Annotated in this window: 16 protein-coding genes; 9 read left to right on the forward strand and 7 right to left on the reverse strand. The window is 72.6% G+C overall.

Features of this window, described 5'->3' with window-relative positions; all coding sequences use genetic code 11:
- Positions 1–65 precede the first annotated feature (65 nt).
- The gene (locus ACLJTM_RS12280; RefSeq protein ID WP_411103543.1) at positions 66–1,589 is read left to right on the forward strand and encodes a VWA domain-containing protein; all 1,524 of its coding nucleotides are present in this window, start codon (positions 66–68) and stop codon (positions 1,587–1,589) included.
- A gap of 67 nt (positions 1,590–1,656) precedes the next feature.
- On the opposite strand, the gene aspS is transcribed toward ACLJTM_RS12280, so the two are convergent.
- Entirely contained in the window at positions 1,657–3,474 is a 1,818-nt protein-coding gene (gene aspS, locus ACLJTM_RS12285; protein WP_411103544.1) for an aspartate--tRNA ligase, read from the reverse strand.
- A 159-nt stretch (positions 3,475–3,633) separates the two neighbouring features.
- Here aspS and ACLJTM_RS12290 point away from each other — a divergent pair, with 159 nt between their 5' ends.
- The gene (locus tag ACLJTM_RS12290; protein ID WP_411103545.1) at positions 3,634–5,871 is read left to right on the forward strand and encodes a SpoIIE family protein phosphatase; all 2,238 of its coding nucleotides are present in this window, start codon (positions 3,634–3,636) and stop codon (positions 5,869–5,871) included.
- Positions 5,872–6,092: 221 nt separating this feature from the next.
- Here the strand turns inward: ACLJTM_RS12290 and ACLJTM_RS12295 are convergent, their stop codons facing one another.
- Entirely contained in the window at positions 6,093–7,052 is a 960-nt protein-coding gene (locus tag ACLJTM_RS12295) for a pirin family protein (protein ID WP_411103546.1), read from the reverse strand.
- Between the two features lie 161 nt (positions 7,053–7,213).
- Here ACLJTM_RS12295 and ACLJTM_RS12300 point away from each other — a divergent pair, with 161 nt between their 5' ends.
- Entirely contained in the window at positions 7,214–7,672 is a 459-nt protein-coding gene (locus ACLJTM_RS12300; protein WP_411103790.1) for a hypothetical protein, read from the forward strand.
- Positions 7,673–7,800: 128 nt separating this feature from the next.
- Here the strand turns inward: ACLJTM_RS12300 and ACLJTM_RS12305 are convergent, their stop codons facing one another.
- The 4 genes from ACLJTM_RS12305 to ACLJTM_RS12320 form a co-directional block, all read right to left on the reverse strand.
- Positions 7,801–8,787 carry an ArsR/SmtB family transcription factor gene (locus tag ACLJTM_RS12305; RefSeq protein ID WP_411103547.1) on the reverse strand — a complete coding sequence of 329 codons (987 nt, stop codon included), beginning with the start codon at positions 8,785–8,787 and terminating at the stop codon, positions 7,801–7,803.
- Positions 8,788–8,851: 64 nt separating this feature from the next.
- Positions 8,852–9,310, reverse strand: coding sequence for an SseB family protein (locus ACLJTM_RS12310; RefSeq protein WP_411103548.1), 459 nt, complete (start codon positions 9,308–9,310; stop codon positions 8,852–8,854).
- Positions 9,311–9,365: 55 nt separating this feature from the next.
- Positions 9,366–9,581, reverse strand: a complete 216-nt coding sequence (locus ACLJTM_RS12315) for a DUF397 domain-containing protein (protein ID WP_411103549.1) — start codon at positions 9,579–9,581, stop codon at positions 9,366–9,368.
- Positions 9,562–10,419 (reverse strand): helix-turn-helix domain-containing protein, encoded by an 858-nt coding sequence (locus ACLJTM_RS12320; RefSeq protein ID WP_411103550.1) that lies wholly within the window; start codon positions 10,417–10,419, stop codon positions 9,562–9,564. Before ACLJTM_RS12320 ends, ACLJTM_RS12315 begins: the two co-directional genes overlap by 20 nt.
- 116 nt (positions 10,420–10,535) lie before the next feature.
- On the opposite strand from ACLJTM_RS12320, the gene ACLJTM_RS12325 reads away from it, so the two are divergent.
- From ACLJTM_RS12325 to ACLJTM_RS12345, 5 genes are all read left to right on the forward strand, one after another.
- On the forward strand, positions 10,536–10,751 hold the full coding sequence (locus ACLJTM_RS12325) for a hypothetical protein (protein WP_411103551.1): 216 nt from the start codon (positions 10,536–10,538) through the stop codon (positions 10,749–10,751).
- Entirely contained in the window at positions 10,748–11,119 is a 372-nt protein-coding gene (locus tag ACLJTM_RS12330; protein WP_411103552.1) for an ATP-binding protein, read from the forward strand. The genes ACLJTM_RS12325 and ACLJTM_RS12330 overlap by 4 nt, the downstream gene beginning before the upstream one ends.
- Before the next feature lie 175 nt (positions 11,120–11,294).
- Entirely contained in the window at positions 11,295–13,124 is a 1,830-nt protein-coding gene (locus tag ACLJTM_RS12335) for an acyl-CoA dehydrogenase (protein WP_411103553.1), read from the forward strand.
- A 139-nt stretch (positions 13,125–13,263) separates the two neighbouring features.
- Positions 13,264–13,998 carry a hypothetical protein gene (locus ACLJTM_RS12340; protein ID WP_411103554.1) on the forward strand — a complete coding sequence of 245 codons (735 nt, stop codon included), beginning with the start codon at positions 13,264–13,266 and terminating at the stop codon, positions 13,996–13,998.
- Positions 13,999–14,097: 99 nt separating this feature from the next.
- A complete protein-coding gene (locus tag ACLJTM_RS12345) occupies positions 14,098–15,399 on the forward strand; it encodes a M18 family aminopeptidase (protein ID WP_411103555.1) in 1,302 nt (433 codons plus the stop codon).
- Positions 15,400–15,450: 51 nt separating this feature from the next.
- Here ACLJTM_RS12345 and ACLJTM_RS12350 read toward each other — a convergent pair whose 3' ends face one another.
- Positions 15,451–17,295, reverse strand: coding sequence for an NHL domain-containing thioredoxin family protein (locus tag ACLJTM_RS12350; protein ID WP_411103556.1), 1,845 nt, complete (start codon positions 17,293–17,295; stop codon positions 15,451–15,453).
- A gap of 74 nt (positions 17,296–17,369) precedes the next feature.
- Here ACLJTM_RS12350 and ACLJTM_RS12355 point away from each other — a divergent pair, with 74 nt between their 5' ends.
- Positions 17,370–18,071 carry a hypothetical protein gene (locus tag ACLJTM_RS12355; RefSeq protein ID WP_411103557.1) on the forward strand — a complete coding sequence of 234 codons (702 nt, stop codon included), beginning with the start codon at positions 17,370–17,372 and terminating at the stop codon, positions 18,069–18,071.

The following is an 18,071-nucleotide window of genomic DNA, read 5'->3' on the forward strand; positions in this document are numbered from 1 at the left end:
CTGGGCAGGGATCATCCGCGCAGCACGGACAAATGACGCACGCACTCATGCGAAAGGCCTGGCCCATGGGTATTCGGAGCTTGTTGCGCAAGGTGTTCGGACGGTCTGCGGAAGCCGTTCCGGAGACTTCGGACGCCCCTACCGCGGGCCTGCCGAGCCAGGCGGACCGCACCCCGCTGGACGCGGCGGCCGAGTTGGTGGCGGCGTCCTTCGACAACCCGACGGTTCCACCGCAGTCCGCCCCGCGCGACCGGGAGCCCGGTACGGTCCTCACGGCTCCGGCTCCGGCCGCCGCCCAGGACCCGACGGTCCCCGAGGCCCGCCGGGCGACGTCGCCCGGGGGCAAGCCCGGCGCCCCCGTCCCCGCCCCGGAGCCGGTACCCGTGCCGGCGGCCGCCGAGGCGGCCGGGGAGGCCGCGGCAAAGCCCGCACCGGCCGAAGCCGAGCCGGTCGCCGTCGTGGCCGAGCCCGAGCAGGTGACCGAAGCCGAGCCCGTCGTGGCCGAGCCCGAGCCCGTCGCCGTCGTGGCCGAGTCCGAGCCGGTGACCGAAGCCCAGCCCGAGCCCGTCGCCGAAGCCGAGGTCGAGCCCGTCGCCGTCGTGGCCGAGCCCGAGCCCGTCGCCGTCGTGGCCGAGCCCGAGCCCGTCGCTGCCGAAGCCGAGGCCGAGCCCGTCGCCGTCGTGGCCGAGCCCGAGCCCGTCGCCGAGCCCGAGCCCGTCGCCGTCGTCGCCGAGCCCGAGCCGGTCGCCGTCGTGGCCGAGCCCGAGCCCGTCGCCGAGCCCGAGCCCGTCGCCGTCGTCGCCGAGCCCGAGCCCGAGCCCGTCGTGGCCGAGGCCGAGCCCGTCGTCGCCGAGGCCGGGCCGGTGACCGCCGCCGTGGCCGAGCCCGTCGCCGTCGTCGCCGCTCCCGAGGCCGGGGCCCTGGTCGTCGGGCCCGCTGTGGGGGCGGCTGCCGTACGGCGGGCCGCGCCCGCGCTGGCCGGGGCGTACAAGGCCGCCGGGCAGGTGCTGCGCGGCAAGGGCAGGGCCGGGGTGCGGGCCAAGGTGTACCTGGTCCTGGACCGTTCGGGTTCGATGCGCGGGTTCTACAAGGACGGCAGCGCCCAGCACCTCGCCGACCACGCCCTCGCACTGGCCGCGCACCTCGACGAGGAGGCCACCGTCCACACGGTGTTCTTCTCCACGGAGCTGGACGGCGCCGCCGACCTGACCCTCGACGCCCACGACGGCGCCTGGGTGGAGGCCCGCCACGCCGAGCTCGGCCGCATGGGCCGCACCAGCTACCACGTGGCCGTGCAGGCCGTCCTGGAGCGCTACCGGAAGGACGGCGGTGAGGGCCCGGCCCTGGTCGTCTTCCAGATCGACGGCGCCCCCGACAACCGCCAGCCCGCCAAGGCCGCCCTGGCCGAAGCGGTGGCCACCGCCCCCGATCTGCACTGGCAGTTCATCGGCTTCGGCGAGGGCGACTCGAAGGCCTTCGACTTCGTGCGCAAGCTGGACTCGTCGAACACCGGCTTCTTCGCCGCGGGCCCCGCACCCGCCGAACTGACCTCCACCGCCCTGCTCAAGGGGATTCTGGAGCGGTTCTAGCCGGAAGCGGCACCCTGCACGAACGGCCCGGGATCCAGTGGATCCCGGGCCGTTCGTCACGCACGGGTCAGCGCGCGGCGTCCGGGTGGACGGCCTCGGCGACCGGCTTGGCCTCCGCGGCCTTCGTCTCCACCGGCTTGCGCAGCGCGATGTTCAGCTCGCGCAGACGGGACTCCTCCAGCACCGTCGGCGCGCCCATCATCAGGTCCTGCGCGTTGCCGTTGAGCGGGAAGGCGATCGTCTCGCGGATGTTCGGCTCGTCGGCCAGGAGCATCACGATGCGGTCGACGCCGGGGGCGATGCCGCCGTGCGGCGGGGCGCCCAGGCGGAACGCCCGGAGCATGCCCGCGAACTCGCGCTCGACGGTCTCGGCCTCGTAGCCCGCGATCTCGAAGGCCTTGAGCATGACCTCGGGCTCGTGGTTGCGGATGGCGCCGGAGGACAGCTCGATGCCGTTGCAGACGATGTCGTACTGCCACGCCAGGATGTCGAGCGGGTCCTTCTCCTCCAGGTCCTTCATGCCGCCCTGCGGCATGGAGAACGGGTTGTGGGAGAAGTCGATCCTGCCGGTCTCCTCGTCCTTCTCGTACATCGGGAAGTCGACGATCCAGCAGAAGCGGAAGACGTTCTCCTCGAACTGGCCGGCGCGCTTGGCGGCCTCGACGCGGACGCCGGACATGATCTTGGAGACCTCGTCGAACTCGCCCGCGCCGAAGAACACTGCGTGGCCGGGGACCAGGCCGAGACGCTCGGTGAGGACCTTGACGTTCTCCTCGGTGAGGAACTTGGCGATCGGGCCGGTCAGCGCGCCGTCCTCGCCGACGCGGACCCAGGCCAGGCCCTTGGCGCCCAGCGAGATCGCGTACTCGCCGAGGCCGTCGAAGAACTTGCGCGGCTGCGCGGCGGTGTCCGGGACGGCCAGCGCGCGCACGTGCTTGCCGGCGAACGCCTTGAACTCCGAGCCCTCGAACACGTCGGTGATGTCGACGAGTTCCAGCTTGGCCCGCAGGTCGGGCTTGTCGTTGCCGTACTTGAGCATCGACTCGCGGAACGGGATCCGCGGGAAGGGCGAGGTGACCTCGCGGCCGTTGCCGAACTCCGTGAAGATCTCGGTCATCAGGCGCTCGATCGGCTGGAAGACGTCCTCCTGCTCGACGAAGGACATCTCCACGTCGAGCTGGTAGAACTCGCCCGGCGAGCGGTCGGCGCGGGCGTCCTCGTCGCGGAAGCACGGCGCGATCTGGAAGTAGCGGTCGAAGCCGGAGATCATCAGCAGCTGCTTGAACTGCTGGGGCGCCTGCGGCAGCGCATAGAACTTGCCCGGGTTCAGGCGGGAGGGGACGACGAAGTCACGGGCGCCCTCGGGGGAGGTCGCGGTGAGGATCGGGGTCGCCATCTCGTTGAAGCCGAGGGCCACCATCTTGGAGCGGATGGAGGCGATGACGGCGGACCGCAGCATGATGTTGCGGTGCATGCGCTCGCGGCGCAGGTCGAGGAAGCGGTACTCCAGGCGCCGCTCCTCGTTCACCCCGTCGTCGGTGTTGATGGTGAAGGGGAGCGGGGCGGCCGCGCCGAGCACCTCGACCGAGGAGACCTCGACCTCGACCTCACCGGTGGGCAGCTCGGGGTTGACGTTGTCCGCGCCGCGCGAGACGACCTTGCCGTCGATGCGGACGACGGTCTCCTTGGTGACGCTGCTCAGCGCCTCGTTCGCGGCGGTGCCGGGGCGGGCCACGAGCTGCGTGATGCCGTAGTGGTCACGCAGATCGATGAAGAGGATGCCGCCCAGGTCTCGACGGTTGTGCAGCCAGCCGCTCAGCCGGACGTCGGAGGCGACGTCGGAGGCACGGAGCTCGCCGCACGTGTGGGACCTGTACCGATGCATCAGTCATCCAGTTCTACGGGATACCAGGGTGGATTCAACCGTCCCAAGGTTACCGTCCGGGCGGCGGACCGGTCGGGCACCTCCGGACCGCCCGGGGGGAAGGGGCCCTGCGCGGCCTCGGACAGGCACACCGGGGGCATCACCTGTAAAGATGACCAGGTGCGCACCGAGGACGTCCTGGCCGCCATCGCCACCGGTCTGTGGCGGTGGGACAACGCCTCCGGGACGGTCACCCTCGACGGCGAGGCCGCCCGGCTGCTCGGGCTGCCCGCGCAGCCGGTGGTGCTGCCGGAGGTCGCCGTGCGCTCCCGCTTCCACCCGGTGGACTGGAACGAGATCAACGGCATCGTCAACCTCGCCGTGGCCGAGGACACCCTCGCCGAGGCCCGGCTGCGGATCATGGACGAGGACGGGCGGGTGCTGCGGACCGTGCGCAGCCGCTCCAAGCCGGTGGAGAACCGGTCCCCCGACGGCCGCGTCGACTACGAGCTGATCGGCACCATCCAGGAGATCGCCGAGCCCCAGCCGGGGACCACGGCCGTGCACACCCCGATCACCGGCGACTGGCGCCGCTCCCGCGAGGCGTTCCTGCTGGACGCGGGACGGGCCCTGGCGGAGGCCCGCTCCACGGCCGAGGTGCTGCGGGTCGCGGCCTCGCTGTCGATGCCCGGCTTCAACCCCGACGGGCTGGCCGTCTTCGGCGTGGACGGCGAGCGGCTGTCGGTGATCGGGCACCACGGGCACGGCCCGGGCGACGAGGGCCCCTTCGCGGAGATGCGCACGGACACGGACTACCCGGCCGCGGAGGTCGTCCGGACTGGCCGGGCGATCTACCTGCCGTCCCCCGAGGACTACAAGCGGCGCTTCCCGGCGACCTGGCCGCTCGCCCAGCGCTTCGGCCGGGTGTCCTGGGCCTTCCTGCCGCTGATCGTGGCCGGGCGGACCATGGGCGCCTGGATGGCCGCCTTCAAGCACCCGGTGTCCTTCTCGCCCGATGAGCGGTCCGTCCTGACGACGGTGGCCCGGATGCTGGCGCAGGCGCTGCAGCGGGCCGGGGTGGCCGAGTCGGAGCGGGAGCTCACCACCGGCCTGCAGCGCTCGATGATGCCGCAGCTCGGCCCGGAGATCCCGGGCATGGTCCTCGCGGCCCGGTACGTCCCGACCGGCGGCGGCCTCCAGGTCGGCGGCGACTGGTACGACGTGATCCCGTTGCCCTCCGGCCGCTTCGCCCTGGTCATCGGGGACGTGCAGGGGCACGACGTACGGGCGGCCGGACTGATGGGGCAGCTGCGGATCGCGGTGCGCGCCTACGCCTCGGAGGGCCACCGGCCCGATGCGGTGCTCTCCCGCGCCTCCCGGTTCCTCGTCGGGCTGTGCTCCTCCCAGGAGGGCGACGCGCCCGGCGGGGCGGGGGCGGGCGCCGGCGCGGACGCGGACTTCCACAGCCCGCGCTTCGCCACCTGCCTGTACGTGGAGTGCGACCCGCAGACCGGGGTCCTGGAGCTGGCCCGCGCCGGCCACCCCGACCCCGCCGTCCGGATGGCCGACGGCACGGTCCTGATGCGGCCCACCTCGGGCGGCCTACCGCTGGGCATCGTCCCGGACACCGACTACCCCACGACCCGGTTCACCCTGGAGCCCGGCGAGACGATGATGCTGTGCACCGACGGGCTCATCGAGACCGGCGGCCACGACCTCGACACGGGCTGGGCCCGGCTGCGCGCCATCCTGGAGGCGCAGACGCCCGGCTCCGGGGCGGCGGACCCCGCGCACGGCCTGCCGGGGCACGCGGAGGCCGCGCGCCCGGCGGCCGGACACCTGGAGCAGCTGGCCGACCTGCTGGTCCAGGCGGTGCACGGGCCGTCCTCGCACCACACCACGGGGCCGCTCGCCGACCGGCGCGAGGACGACATAGCCGTGGTCCTGCTGTGGCGGGAGAGCGAGGACTGCGGCTGCGGCACGGCCCGGCCGGACGCGCGTCCCGCGCGCCGCACGATGCTGACCGTGGCGCAGGCGGAGCCGGAGCGGATCGCGGGCGCCCGCCGGCAGATCCGCGAGCTGCTGCACGACTGGGCGGACGCCGAACAGGTGGACTCGGCGGTGCTCATGGTGTCCGAGATGGTCACGAACGTGCTGATGCACACGGACGGCGACGCGCTGCTGGTGGCGGAGGCCGTGGGCGAGCTGGGCGAGCGGCGGCTGCGCGTCGAGGTCGCCGACGGGAGCGACGAGCTGCCGCACAAGCGCCGGCCCGGGGAGATGGCCTCCAGCGGCCGCGGGGTCCTGCTGATGGAGATGCTGGCCGACACCTGGGGCGTGGACCCGCGCGGCGAGGGAAAGTCCATCTGGTTCGAGCTGGAGGAGCAGTCCAAACCGGATCCCGACCCGCTGGGCTGAGGTCCCGGGCACGGGGCGGCCGCCCGCACCACAGCGGCGGGCGCACCACGGCCGCGGGCCCGGTACAGCCGCGGGCGCACCACGGCCGCGGGCCCGGTACGGCCGCGGGCGCATCACAGCCGCGGGCGCACCACAGCCGCGGGCGCACCACGGCCGCGGGCCCGGTACGCCAGTGCGGCGACCGGGCCCTTCGGCCGGCGTGGGCCGGCGGCGTCTGCGTGCTAGCGCGTGCGCTCGGTGGTGGGGATGGTGCCCAGCCGGCCCGCCTGGAAGTCGTCGAAGGCCTGCTGGAGCTCGTGCTTGCTGTTCATCACGAACGGCCCGTAGTGCGCCATCGGTTCGCGGATCGGGCGCCCCCCGAGGAGGACGACCTCCAGGTCCGGGGTGTGCGCGTCCTGTGCGGCGTCCGCCCGCACGGTGAGCGAGCCGCCCTCGCCGAAGACGACGGTCTGCCCGGTGTGGACGGGCCTGCGCTCCTCGCCGACCGTCCCGCGCCCGGCCATCACGTAGAGCAGGGCGTTGAAGTCCTGCCGCCACGGCAGGGTGATCTGCGCCCCCGGCGTGACGGTCGCGTGGACCATGGTGATCGGGGTGTGGGTGATGCCGGGGCCCTCGTGGCCGTCCAGCTCGCCGGCGATCACGCGGAGCAGGCCGCCGCCGTCCGGAGTGGACAGGAGCTGGACCTGGCCGCCGCCGATGTCCTGGTAGCGCGGGGGCATCATCTTGTCGGAGGCCGGGAGGTTCACCCACAGCTGGAGTCCGTGGAAGAGGCCGCCGGAGAGGACGAGGGACTCCGGCGGGGCCTCGATGTGCAGCAGGCCCGCGCCGGCGGTCATCCACTGGGTGTCGCCGCCGTTGATGACCCCGCCGCCGCCGTTGCTGTCCTGGTGGACGAAGGTTCCGTCGATCAGGTAGGTGACGGTCTCGAAGCCGCGGTGCGGGTGCCAGGGGGTGCCCTTGGGCTCGCCCGGCGCGTACTCCACCTCGCCCATCTGGTCCATCATGATGAACGGGTCGAGGTACTGGTAGTTGATCCCCGCGAACGCGCGGCGCACCGGGAATCCCTCGCCCTCGAACCCACCGGGCGCGGTGGTGACGGCCAGCACCTTGCGCGGGACGGCCGACTGCGGCTCGGCCACGCGGGGGAGCGTCAACGGGTTCTCAACAGTCACTGCGGGCATGGTCAGGACCTCCTTCTGGCATCGACTTTAGTTGAAAGTCGAACTTTCTGCCACACCTGCGCTCAACCGGCCGATCCCCGCGGACATTCCCGAGGACATTCCCGCGGACATTCCCGCGGCGGACCAACCCCCGGGCCCCGCCCCGCGTCCTCCCCTGCGTGATGGATCTCTTCGGCTTCGACGACCCCGGTGGGCACGAGGAAACCCGCAGGCCGGGCCCCCTGTGGAAGCACGCGCTCCGGGTGGTGGCCGTCACCGCCTGCGGGCTCGGACTCGGCTGGGCCGCCGCGGCCTTCCGCCTGGGACCGCCCGAGTACGGCATCCCCCGCGCCGCCCCCGGCTCCCCCTGGGCCCTGCTGGGCGTCTGCGGCGGGGCGGGACTGGCCGCCGCGGCCCTGCTGCGCGGCGCCGCGGCGCGGATCCCGGTCTACGCCCCCGGCCGGGTCGGCTTCGTCCTCGTGTTCCTGGCGACCAGGCTCGCCCTCGGCTTCCGGCCCGGCCCGGCCGCACTGGCCGCGGGCGCGGCCGGCGTCCTGCTGGCCGCCCTCGGCTGGTGCGCCTTCGCCGCGACGACCCGCCGCCCCGCCGACCGGACCCCGGCGGGCCGCGACCCCGCCTGACCGCCGGGACCCCCGTACCCGGCGTGGGCGGGGCCGCCCCCGTCCCCTCGATGCTCCGCCGCGCACCGCAGGCGCCGCCATCCTTTCGGCCCTGCCCGAAGGGAGCCGCCGTGCGGGCGCCGGCGGGATCAGCCGCCGCTGCGCAGCAGGTCCACGCCCAGACCGGTCGCCGCGTGCAGCACCGCCTTGCCGTCCCGTTCGGTGGTGATCAGGCCCGCCGCCCTCAGGGTGCGGGTGTGCTCGGATACCGAGGGCAGCGAGATGCCCAGGTCACGGGCGAGTTCACTGGTGGTGCGCCGGTCCGTCAGCCGGTGCAGCACGGCCGCCCGGGTCCGGCCCAGCAGGGCGTCCAGCGAACCCTCCGCCCCGTCCGGGGCGACCAGCGGCAGCGGGGTCAGCGCCGGGTACAGCAGCACGTGCGAACCGCCCGGCAGGCCGGCCAGCAGCGGGCGCCCGGTCCAGAACGCCGAGGGCATCAGCACCAGCCCACGGCCGCCCAGCCCGCGCCCGTCCGGGCCCCCGGCCTCGAAGTGCGGGGGGCCGGGCACCTCGAAGGCCGTACCGCGCCAGCGGGCGCGCGGATGGGTGCTGGCCAGCGCCGCCTTGATGCCGTGCCCGGCCAGCAGCCGGGCCCGCCAGGCCACGTCCGCCCGGAAGGAGCGGCGTATCCCGCCCCAGCGCGGGGCGATCACCGTCTCGTGCGCCGCCCGCAGCGCCCCGTCCAGCAGGGCCCAGGCCTCCCGCTCCTGCCCCCACAGGGCACGCAGCCAGCCGCCGGGGTCGCCGCCGCCGCGGCTGCGGGACACCGCCCGCGCCAGCTCCTCGTCCGCCAGGCCCCGCCCGGCCTCCCGTACGGCGTCCAGCGCGGCCTCGAAGTCCGGCACCAGCGGCTCCAGGAACCCCGGATTGTCCCCGTCGGGGCGCAGCAGCTCCAGCAGGGGCCGGGCCGGCGCCGGGAACTCACGGGCGAGCCGGTAACGCCAGCGGCCGAAGACGGCGGGCTCGTCGGTCCGCTGCCCGGCCACCAGGGCGAGGCACAGCTCCACCAGCGGCAGCGGCTCGGCGGCGAAGGTCACGTCGAGCAGGTCCTCCGCACTGAAGTGCACCCTGAGCACGACCCGCCCCCTCCGTCCGCCGCGTCCCCCGCCGCACGCCCGGCCGCCCGCGCGGCACCGGCGTCTAGCCGTACATGCGGCGCATGGCGTAGTCGACCATCTGCTCGACCGCCTTCGCGTCGAAGACCATGCGGTGGTCGCCCTCCATGTCGAGGACGAAGCCGTAACCGGTGGGCAGCAGGTCGATCACCTCGGCGCCGGTGATCACGAAATACTTGGACTCCTTGCCGGCGTACCGGCGCAGCTCCTTGAGCGTGGTGAACATCGGGATGACCGGCTGCTGCGTGTTGTGCAGGGCCAGGAACCCGGGGGTGTCACCGCGCGGGCAGTAGACCTTCGAGGTGGCGAAGATCTGCTGGAAGTCCTCGGCGGACAGCGAACCGGTGGTGAAGGCCCGCACGGCGTCGGCGAGCGACGGCGGCGAGGGCTCGGGGTACAGCGGCGGCTGCTGCGCGTAGCCCTGCTGGGGCGGGGGCTGCGCGTAGCCCTGCTGGGCGCCCGGGTTCTGGTCGTAGCCGTACATGCGGCCCACCCTACCGAGCCCCCGCCGCCGTACCGGCCGGTACCGGCCAGCCGTCTCAGCCGCCGAGCGCCCCGGCCTTCAGCGCCTGCACGAAGGGGGCCCACGCGCCGGCCGCCACGATCACGGCGGGCCGTCCGCGGTCCTTGGTGTCCCGGACGGGGACGACTCCGGGGACTCCGTCGGCGACCTCGACGCACACGCCGCCGTCGGTGTTGCTGTAACTACTCTTGCGCCAGCACGCAGCGCTCAAATCAATGTGCCTGCTTGCCATTTCGGTAGTCCTCCGCAGCCGTCTCGATCAGGGCGAGGGACGCCTCGGGCGGTAACGCGGCAGCCCTGAGCAGATCGTACGACCTTCGGTAGCGCTTCACGATGGCCGGATCATCGACTGTGACGCCGCTGTGCAAGGACTCCGTATAGACGAGCGGTGGCGCGTCAGCGAAGGTCAGGATCAGGAGGGTTCCGGCGGCCGTGAAAGGGTGCGCTCCGGCGTTCCACGGGAGGATTTGTGGAACGATCCTCCGGCGCCTGCCCAAGGCGGCGACACGGTCCAGCTGTAGCGCCATCCCCGCAGGCGGGAGGACCGGCAGCCGAAGCATCGATTCGTGCAGGATGACCCAGTATTCCGTCGCCCTCTGCTCATCCTCGAAGAGACGGGCTCGCGCGAGGCGGGCGTTGACCTTCACATCGGTCTCCGCCTGAGGTTCCAGGGGGCGTTCCGCTCGGAAGAGGGCCCGCGTGTACAGCTCGGTTTGCAGCACGCCCGGGAAGACGGTCGGACACCACTCGTCGATGGTCTCCGCGAACTTCTCGGCCTCCAGAACCCTCTCGGCGTACTTGGCCTGGCCGATGGTCCGCGCCTTGCGCACTTCTTCGCACCGCCGTCCGAAGAAGCCGTCGGTACCCAGCACCCGGTCGACGTGCCGCGCCAGCTCCTCCGGCATGCGCCGCTGCCCGCGCTCGATCTCGCTCAGGTAGCTGGCGCCGTAGAAGCTGCCTTCCACCACCTGCTGAAGCGTGAGGCCCGCCGCCTCCCGGCGCCACCGCAACTCCTTGCCGTAGAAGGCCGGAACGCTCTCCGAACCGTCAATGTCCTTGCGTGCGGCCATCGCCAGGGCCTGCCTTCCACACTTCGCGCCGTGGAACCGGAAACCCTTCCCACCGTACGGGCCGCACCCCCAGCCTGTGAGGTGTTCGTCACACTCCGCACACGAAGGGTCCGTCCATGACCGCCCCCACCCCCGACGCCGTCTCCCGGACGGCTTTGCTCGCGCTCCGCGAGGCGCTCGCCGCGCACGGGATCACGCTGCCCTCCCTCGGGCTGCACCTCATGTCGTACGCCGGGAGCTACGCGACCCCGCCCCTGATCGCCCTCGGCAACTGCAACCCCGGCACGGCCCGCGCCCTCGCCGACGCCCTGAACCGGGCCCCCGGCCGGTGAGGCCGTTCCGCGCCGGGGTGCTCGCCCTGCCGCAGGAGCTGGCGGCGCTGCGGCGGGTCGTACGGGCCCACGTGGGCGGGCCCTGCGACGACCTCCAGCTGTGCGTGAGCGAGCTGGTCGGCAATGTGATCCTGCACCTCGGCGAGGGCACTCCCGTGACCCTCGCCATCAGCCGTACGACCGAGGGCCGCACCCGCGTGGAGCTCGCCGACCCCGACCACCGGGTGTGGCCCGTGCTGCGCCGGGCGGCGGACGGGGACGAGGGCGGCCGGGGCCTGGTCCTGCTCGATGCCGTCGCCGCCCGCTGGGGCGTGCACCCCGGGCCGGGCGGCGGCAAGACGGTCTGGGCCGAGCTGGCCCACCCCTAGTGCTGTGACCGGTACGGCCCGGTCCGGGCCCCGGGCCGGGCGCAGCTCACGGCTTGACTCCCGTCACAGTCGTGCGCCAGGGGTTGCGGCTTATTACCCGCGGGTAGCATCATGTCGTTACCGATTGGTATGTAACGAGGAATCTGTCTCCCCGAGCCTTAACGGAGCCGTCGCCATGGGGCACTACAAGTCGAATCTCCGCGACATCGAGTTCAACCTCTTCGAGGTGCTCGGCCGCGACAAGCTGTACGGCACCGGTCCCTTCGAGGAGATGGACACCGAGACCGCCAAGAGCGTCCTGTCCGAGCTCGCCCGCCTCGCCGAGAACGAGCTGGCCGCCTCCTTCGAGGACGCCGACCGCAACCCGCCGGTCTTCGACCCGGCCACCAACACCGCGCCGGTGCCGGCCGCCTTCAAGAAGAGCTACGAAGCCTTCATGGACTCGGAGTACTGGCGGCTGGGCCTGCCCGAGGAGATCGGCGGCACCACCTCGCCCCGCTCCCTCATCTGGGGCTACGCGGAGCTGCTGCTCGGCTCGAACCCGGCCATCTGGATGTACTCCTCCGGCCCGGCGTTCGCCGGCATCCTCTTCGAAGAGGGCAACGAGGCGCAGAAGAAGGTCGCGCAGATAGCCGTCGACAAGCGCTGGGGCTCCACCATGGTGCTCACCGAGCCGGACGCCGGCTCGGACGTCGGCGCCGGCCGCACCAAGGCCGTCCAGCAGGCCGACGGCTCCTGGCACATCGAGGGCGTCAAGCGCTTCATCACCTCCGGTGAGCACGACATGGAGGAGAACATCCTCCACTACGTCCTCGCCCGCCCCGAGGGCCACGGCCCCGGCACCAAGGGCCTGTCCCTCTTCCTGGTCCCGAAGTTCCACTTCGACTGGGAGACCGGCGAGCTGGGCGAGCGCAACGGCGTCTACGCCACCAACGTCGAGCACAAGATGGGCCTCAAGGCCTCCAACACCTGCGAGATGACCTTCGGCGACCAGCACCCCGCCAAGGGCTGGCTGATCGGCGACAAGCACGACGGCATCCGCCAGATGTTCATGATCATCGAGTTCGCCCGGATGATGGTCGGCACGAAGGCCATCGCCACCCTCTCCACCGGCTACCTCAACGCGCTGGAGTACGCCAAGGAGCGCGTGCAGGGCCCGGACCTGGCGAACTTCATGGACAAGACCGCGCCCAAGGTCACCATCACGCACCACCCCGACGTGCGCCGCTCCCTCATGACGCAGAAGGCGTACGCCGAGGGCATGCGCGCCCTCGTCCTGTACACCGCCTCCGTCCAGGACGAGATCCAGGTCAAGCAGGCCGCGGGCGAGGACGCCTCCTCCCTCGTCGGCCTCAACGACCTGCTCCTGCCGATCGTCAAGGGCTACGGCTCGGAGAAGTCCTACGAGCAGCTCGCCCAGTCGCTGCAGACCTTCGGTGGCTCCGGGTACCTCCAGGAGTACCCGATCGAGCAGTACATCCGCGACGCCAAGATCGACACCCTCTACGAGGGCACCACCGCCATCCAGGGCCAGGACTTCTTCTTCCGGAAGATCGTCCGCGACCAGGGCGCCTCCCTGAACGTCCTCTCCGAGACGATCAAGAAGTTCCTGGCCGAGTCGGCCGGCGACGACGAGCTCGCCCCGGCGCGCGACGCCCTCGCCAAGGCCGCCGTCGACCTGGAGGCCATCGTCGGCCAGATGATCGTCGACCTCACCGCCACCGGCGAGGACGTCAAGAACATCTACAAGGTCGGCCAGAACACCACCCGCCTGCTGATGGCCTCCGGTGACGTGGTCGTCGGATACCTGCTGCTCAAGGGCGCCGCCGTGGCCGCCGAGAAGCTCGCCGCCGGCGCCTCCGCCAAGGACGTGCCCTTCTACACCGGCAAGATCGCCGCCGCGAAGTTCTTCGCAGCCCAGGTCCTGCCGGGCGTCTCGGTCCAGCGCCAGCTCGCCGAGACCGTCGACAACTCCCTCATGGAGCTCGACGAAGCCGCCTTCTAGGCTGCGCCGTCGCGCCGACGCACCTGGATGCGGCGCACCACAGCGGCCGGGCCTCCCACGGAGGCCCGGCCGCTGCCGTTACACCGCCCCTGTCCTGCGCCTTTCCTCGATGTCAGCCGTTCATGGGACGCTCGTACGCATGAGTCCACAGGATCAGCACGGCAGCAGGGGGTACTCCGTCCCGACCGGACGGCCGTACGCCCTCAAAGAGCTGCAGGCGAGCCTGGGCAGCCTCGGCGACCACCTCCGGGAGCTCTACGACGGCGCCCACCCCGCCGAGTACGACGGCATCGCCGACGCCCTCTACGTGGCCTTCCAGACCGCCGCCGGCCTCGCCCCCGCCAGGAGCTACACCGGCTGCCCCCAGCACCCCAACGGCGCCCTCGACCCCGAGGCCCCCGACGGCTGGGGCCGCTGCCTCCTGTGCAACGACCGCCGCCGCCTCGGACTGCGCGGCCCCGGCGCCCGCCCGGGCGCCGCACCCCCCGCCGGGGAGCAGCGGCGGCTGGGCTACCCCGTCCCGGAGCCCCCGTACTCCCTCGACGTCCTGCGGACCTGGCTGCGCACCGTCGAAGACCAGCGCTTCCACCTGGGACTCTCCTCCGCGGCCGAGGACTTCGTGCGCATCGCCGACGACCTGCACTGCGCCTTCATCGTCGCCCGCGAACTGTCCCGGCCGCGCAACGCCTCCGGATGCTCCGAGCACCCCGGCGCGCCCATCGACCCGGACGCGCCCCCCGGCGAGGCCTGTATCTTCTGCGCCGGACGCAAGAGGCGCGCGCAGCGCTCCGCGCAGACCCCCGAGATGCTCCCGCGCATCCGCCGGGGCGAGCGCAGGCAACTGCAGCGAAGATTCGAGCGTCCGCCGGGCTGAGAGCCGACGGGACCGCAGATCACCACCCCCGCGGTCCCGGCTCCTGCCATCCGCCGCAGTCCGGCCATGACGAACACGACCGTCGTTAAGGTGAACCACATGAGCTCTCCCGCCCGCTTCGACCGCGGCCACACCGACGATCTGATGACCTTTTTGACGGCCAGTCCGTCGCCGTACCACGCCGTGGCCAACGCCGCCGAGCGGCTGGAGAAGGCAGGCTTCAGGCAGTTGTCGGAAACGGACGCCTGGGACGCGGGCACCGGGGGCAGGTTCGTGCTCCGCGGCGGCGCGCTCATCGCCTGGTACGTCCCGGAGGGCGCGGCCGCCCACACCCCCTTCCGGATCATCGGCGCGCACACCGACTCCCCCAACCTGCGCGTCAAGCCCCTCCCGGACACAGGCTCGCAGGGCTGGCGGCAGATCGCCGTCGAAATCTACGGCGGCACCCTGCTGAACACCTGGCTCGACCGGGACCTGGGCCTCGCAGGCCGGCTCACCCTGCGCGACGGCACCGAACACCTGGTCAACGTGGACCGCGCCCTGCTGCGCGTCCCCCAGCTCGCCGTCCACCTGGACCGGTCGGTGAACACCGAGGGCCTCAAGCTCGACAAGCAGCGCCACATGCAGCCCATCTGGGGCCTCGGCGAAGTCCAGGAAGGCGACCTCATCGCCTTCCTTGAAGAGGAAGAGGGCCTGCCCCAGGGCTCCGTGGCCGGCTGGGACCTGATGGTGCACTCCATCGAGCCGCCGTCCTACCTGGGCCGCGACCGCGAACTCCTCGCCGGCCCCCGCATGGACAACCTGCTGTCGGTGCACGCCGGGATCGCGGCCCTGGCCGCCACCGCCTCCGGACCCGGCGCCGGCCGACTCGACCACATCCCGGTGCTCGCCGCCTTCGACCACGAGGAGAACGGCTCGCAGTCCGACACCGGCGCGGACGGCCCCCTGCTGGGCAACGTGCTGGAACGTTCGGTCTTCTCCCGCGGCGGCTCCTACGAGGACCGCGCCCGGGCCTTCGCCGGCACCGTCTGCCTCTCCTCCGACACCGGCCACGCCGTACACCCCAACTACGCCGAACGGCACGACCCTTCGCACCACCCCCGCGCCAACGGCGGCCCGATCCTGAAGGTCAACGTCAACCAGCGCTACGCCACCGACGGCAGCGGCCGGGCCGTCTTCGCCGACGCCTGCGAGCGGGCCGGAGTGCCGTGGCAGACCTTCGTCTCCAACAACGCGATGCCCTGCGGCACGACGATCGGACCCATCACCGCGGCCCGCCACGGCATCCAGACCGTGGACATCGGCGTGGCCATCCTCTCCATGCACAGTGCACGCGAACTGTGCGGAGCCGACGACCCGTTCCTCCTGGCCAACGCCCTGACGGCGTTCCTCGAAGGCTGACGCACACGGGCCCGCCCCGGACGGCGTCCGGGGCGGGCTCCCGCACACCGCTCAGGCCCCGTCGTCCATACCGGCGAGGACCAGCGGCAGGCGGGCGGCGCCGCCCGCCGCCACCGTCACCGGAACCCCCCAGTCCTGCTGGTGCACATGGCACGCCGGGTACTCGTTCGCCGGATCGTCGTCGCAGGACGCCGCCATCGCCGACACGTGCAGCACACCCTCCGAAACCTCCGGGTTGAGCTCCAGCTCCCGGAACAGGTCCGTCCCGGCGCCCTCCCCGGCCACCAGCAGCTCCGGCGGGGTCGAGGACACCAGCAGCCGCGTCGACGGCCCGTACCGGGTGTCGAGCTTCTGCCCGGCCGGCGCCTGGAACACCACGTCCAGCCGCAGCGCACCGGGCGCCACCTCCGTCGCGGCCCGCTGCGTACGGTGCGCCACGGAGTCCACGCGGACCGCCTCCTCCGGCAGCCGCAGCCGGGTCAGCCGGTGCCGGGCGGACTCCACCACCACGATGTCCCCGCCGTCCAGCACGGCGTCGCTGGGCTCGCGCAGATCGGTCGCCAGGGTGGAGACCTCGCCGGTGGCGGGGTCGTAGCGGCGCAGCGCGTGGTTGTACGTGTCGCACACCGCGACCGAGCCGTCGGGCAGGGCGGTCACCCCGAGCGGGTGCTGGAGCAGGGCCTGGCCCGCCTGACCGTCGCGGTGGCCGAAGTCGAACAGCCCGGTGCCGACGGCGGAGGTGACGGCGTAGCCCGAGTCGACGGCGTGGACGTAGCGCAGGGCGCTGGTCTCGGAGTCCGCGACCCACAGCCGGTCCCCGGCCGCGGCGAGCCCCGAGGGCTGGGCGAACCAGGCCTCGGCGGCCGGCCCGTCGAGCAGGCCCTCGTTGGTGGTGCCGGCCGCGACCTCGACCGTCCCGCCCTCCGGGTCCCAGGTCCACAGCTGGTGGACGCCGGCCATGGCGATCCACACCCGGCCCTGCCACCAGGCGACGTCCCACGGCGAGGACAGGTCCACCTCCCGCGCCGGGCCGGAGGTCGGCGAGCCCTGCCACCACTGGCGCCCCGTCCCGGCGACGGTCTCGACGGACCCGGTCGCGGGGTCGAAGCGGCGCAGCGCGTGGTTGACGGTGTCGGCGACGACGACGCTGCCGTCGGGCAGCAGCGCCAGCCCCTGCGGCTCGCTGAAGCTGTCGGCGGTGAACCCGCGCTTGCCGCTGCCGATGCGCCGTACGACGCTCTCCCCGTCGGCGGCCAGCTCCACCAGCTGGTGCCGCGTCGAATCCGACACCAGGAAGGTCCCGCCGGGCAGCGCGAGCGCCTTCCCGGGGAACCGCAGGTCGGTGGCGACCGGCTCGGGCGCCACGTACGGCCCGTCCCCGCGCCGCAGGGTGCCCTTGGCCTCGTGCTCCGCCTCCAGCTCCGCCACGAGCCGCTCGATGGCGTGCGCATGCCCCTCGCCGGCGTGCTGGGCGACGATGTACCCCTCGGGGTCGATCACGACGAGCGTGGGCCAGGCCCGCACGGCGTACTGCTTCCAGGTGGCGAGCTCGGGGTCGTCGAGCACCGGGTGGTGCACCTCGTACCGCTCGACGGCGTCCACGACGGCAGCGTGCTCGGCCTCGTGCACGAACTTCGGCGAGTGCACCCCGATGATCACGACGGTGTCCCGGTGCTTCTCCTCAAGCTCCCGGAGCTCGTCGAGGACGTGCAGGCAGTTGATGCAGCAGAAGGTCCAAAAATCCACAACAACGCACTTACCTCGCAGGTCAGCGAGGGTGAGATCTTTCCCGCCGGTGTTCAGCCAGCCACCCTTGCCGATCAGCTCGGGGGCACGGACACGGGCACGCTTGCGGGGTGCGGGCGCGGGGGTGGGCGCCGGGGCAGCATCGTTCATCCTTCAAGCTTGCCATCCTGGTATGAACGTCGGATCACACGCGTACGGCAGGGCCTACGACAGGGGAGCGAAGGTTGGCTACGGACGAGGGCGAGACGGCGCGGACGGTGCAGGGGTTCATGGCGCTGCCGGGGCCGGTGGAGGGCCGTAGGGAGGTGTTCGCCGGATGCGTGGCGGAGGTCGTCCGGGTCCTCGGGCTCGATGTCGTTCACAAGCCGCAGCCCGGCAATCCACGAACTTGGGTGAACCAAGCTCGGACGGCGCTGTACAAGGCCTGCCGCCGGGACCTGATCCTTTCCGAGGAGTCCTTCGAGACGCTGATCAAGGCAGCCGTCTACGACCCCGACCCGAGCTTCAACCGCCATTTCCTCGAACCGGCGCTGAACGCGTTCGGGCGCGGGCGGGTCCAAGCCTCGTTGCTCGGATACCTGCGGGCGGGCACGGACGTCGAGCGGGCGGGCGCGGCGAATGCCTGGTACTGGTCGGCTCTACCCCTGCGTATGCCCACCGTACGGGCGGAGCACCCCGCAGGCACCGGTCCGGCGGAGCCCGACGACGCCCCGACCGTGGTGGCCGAGTGGTACGAAACCGCGCTACGCGAGTTCGTGATCAACGAGCACCTGGACGTCCGGCGCTGCATCCTGCCGGGCCTGCCGCTCCGGAGGTCGGCCTATCCGCCGGAGCTGCACGACCTGGTGGACGCGGCAGTGGCGATAGCCCGGTCGCATCCGGACGAGTACATCCGCCACCGCGTGGAACACCAGGTCGGTGACTGA

It is taken from the genome of Streptomyces sp. cmx-4-9 (assembly GCF_046548835.1).
In the GTDB taxonomy this organism is placed as follows: domain Bacteria; phylum Actinomycetota; class Actinomycetes; order Streptomycetales; family Streptomycetaceae; genus Streptomyces.

Excerpts from the sequence above, each read along its gene's own strand:
- ACLJTM_RS12280 (WP_411103543.1), top strand. The coding sequence starts at position 66 with ATGGGTATTCGGAGCTTGTTGCGCAAGGTGTTCGGACGGTCTGCGGAA.
- aspS (WP_411103544.1), bottom strand. The coding sequence starts at position 3,474 with ATGCATCGGTACAGGTCCCACACGTGCGGCGAGCTCCGTGCCTCCGAC.
- ACLJTM_RS12295 (WP_411103546.1), bottom strand. The coding sequence starts at position 7,052 with ATGCCCGCAGTGACTGTTGAGAACCCGTTGACGCTCCCCCGCGTGGCC.
- ACLJTM_RS12300 (WP_411103790.1), top strand. The coding sequence starts at position 7,214 with ATGGATCTCTTCGGCTTCGACGACCCCGGTGGGCACGAGGAAACCCGC.
- ACLJTM_RS12310 (WP_411103548.1), bottom strand. The coding sequence starts at position 9,310 with ATGTACGGCTACGACCAGAACCCGGGCGCCCAGCAGGGCTACGCGCAG.
- ACLJTM_RS12315 (WP_411103549.1), bottom strand. The coding sequence starts at position 9,581 with ATGGCAAGCAGGCACATTGATTTGAGCGCTGCGTGCTGGCGCAAGAGT.
- ACLJTM_RS12320 (WP_411103550.1), bottom strand. The coding sequence starts at position 10,419 with ATGGCCGCACGCAAGGACATTGACGGTTCGGAGAGCGTTCCGGCCTTC.
- ACLJTM_RS12325 (WP_411103551.1), top strand. The coding sequence starts at position 10,536 with ATGACCGCCCCCACCCCCGACGCCGTCTCCCGGACGGCTTTGCTCGCG.
- ACLJTM_RS12335 (WP_411103553.1), top strand. The coding sequence starts at position 11,295 with ATGGGGCACTACAAGTCGAATCTCCGCGACATCGAGTTCAACCTCTTC.
- ACLJTM_RS12340 (WP_411103554.1), top strand. The coding sequence starts at position 13,264 with ATGAGTCCACAGGATCAGCACGGCAGCAGGGGGTACTCCGTCCCGACC.
- ACLJTM_RS12345 (WP_411103555.1), top strand. The coding sequence starts at position 14,098 with ATGAGCTCTCCCGCCCGCTTCGACCGCGGCCACACCGACGATCTGATG.
- ACLJTM_RS12350 (WP_411103556.1), bottom strand. The coding sequence starts at position 17,295 with ATGAACGATGCTGCCCCGGCGCCCACCCCCGCGCCCGCACCCCGCAAG.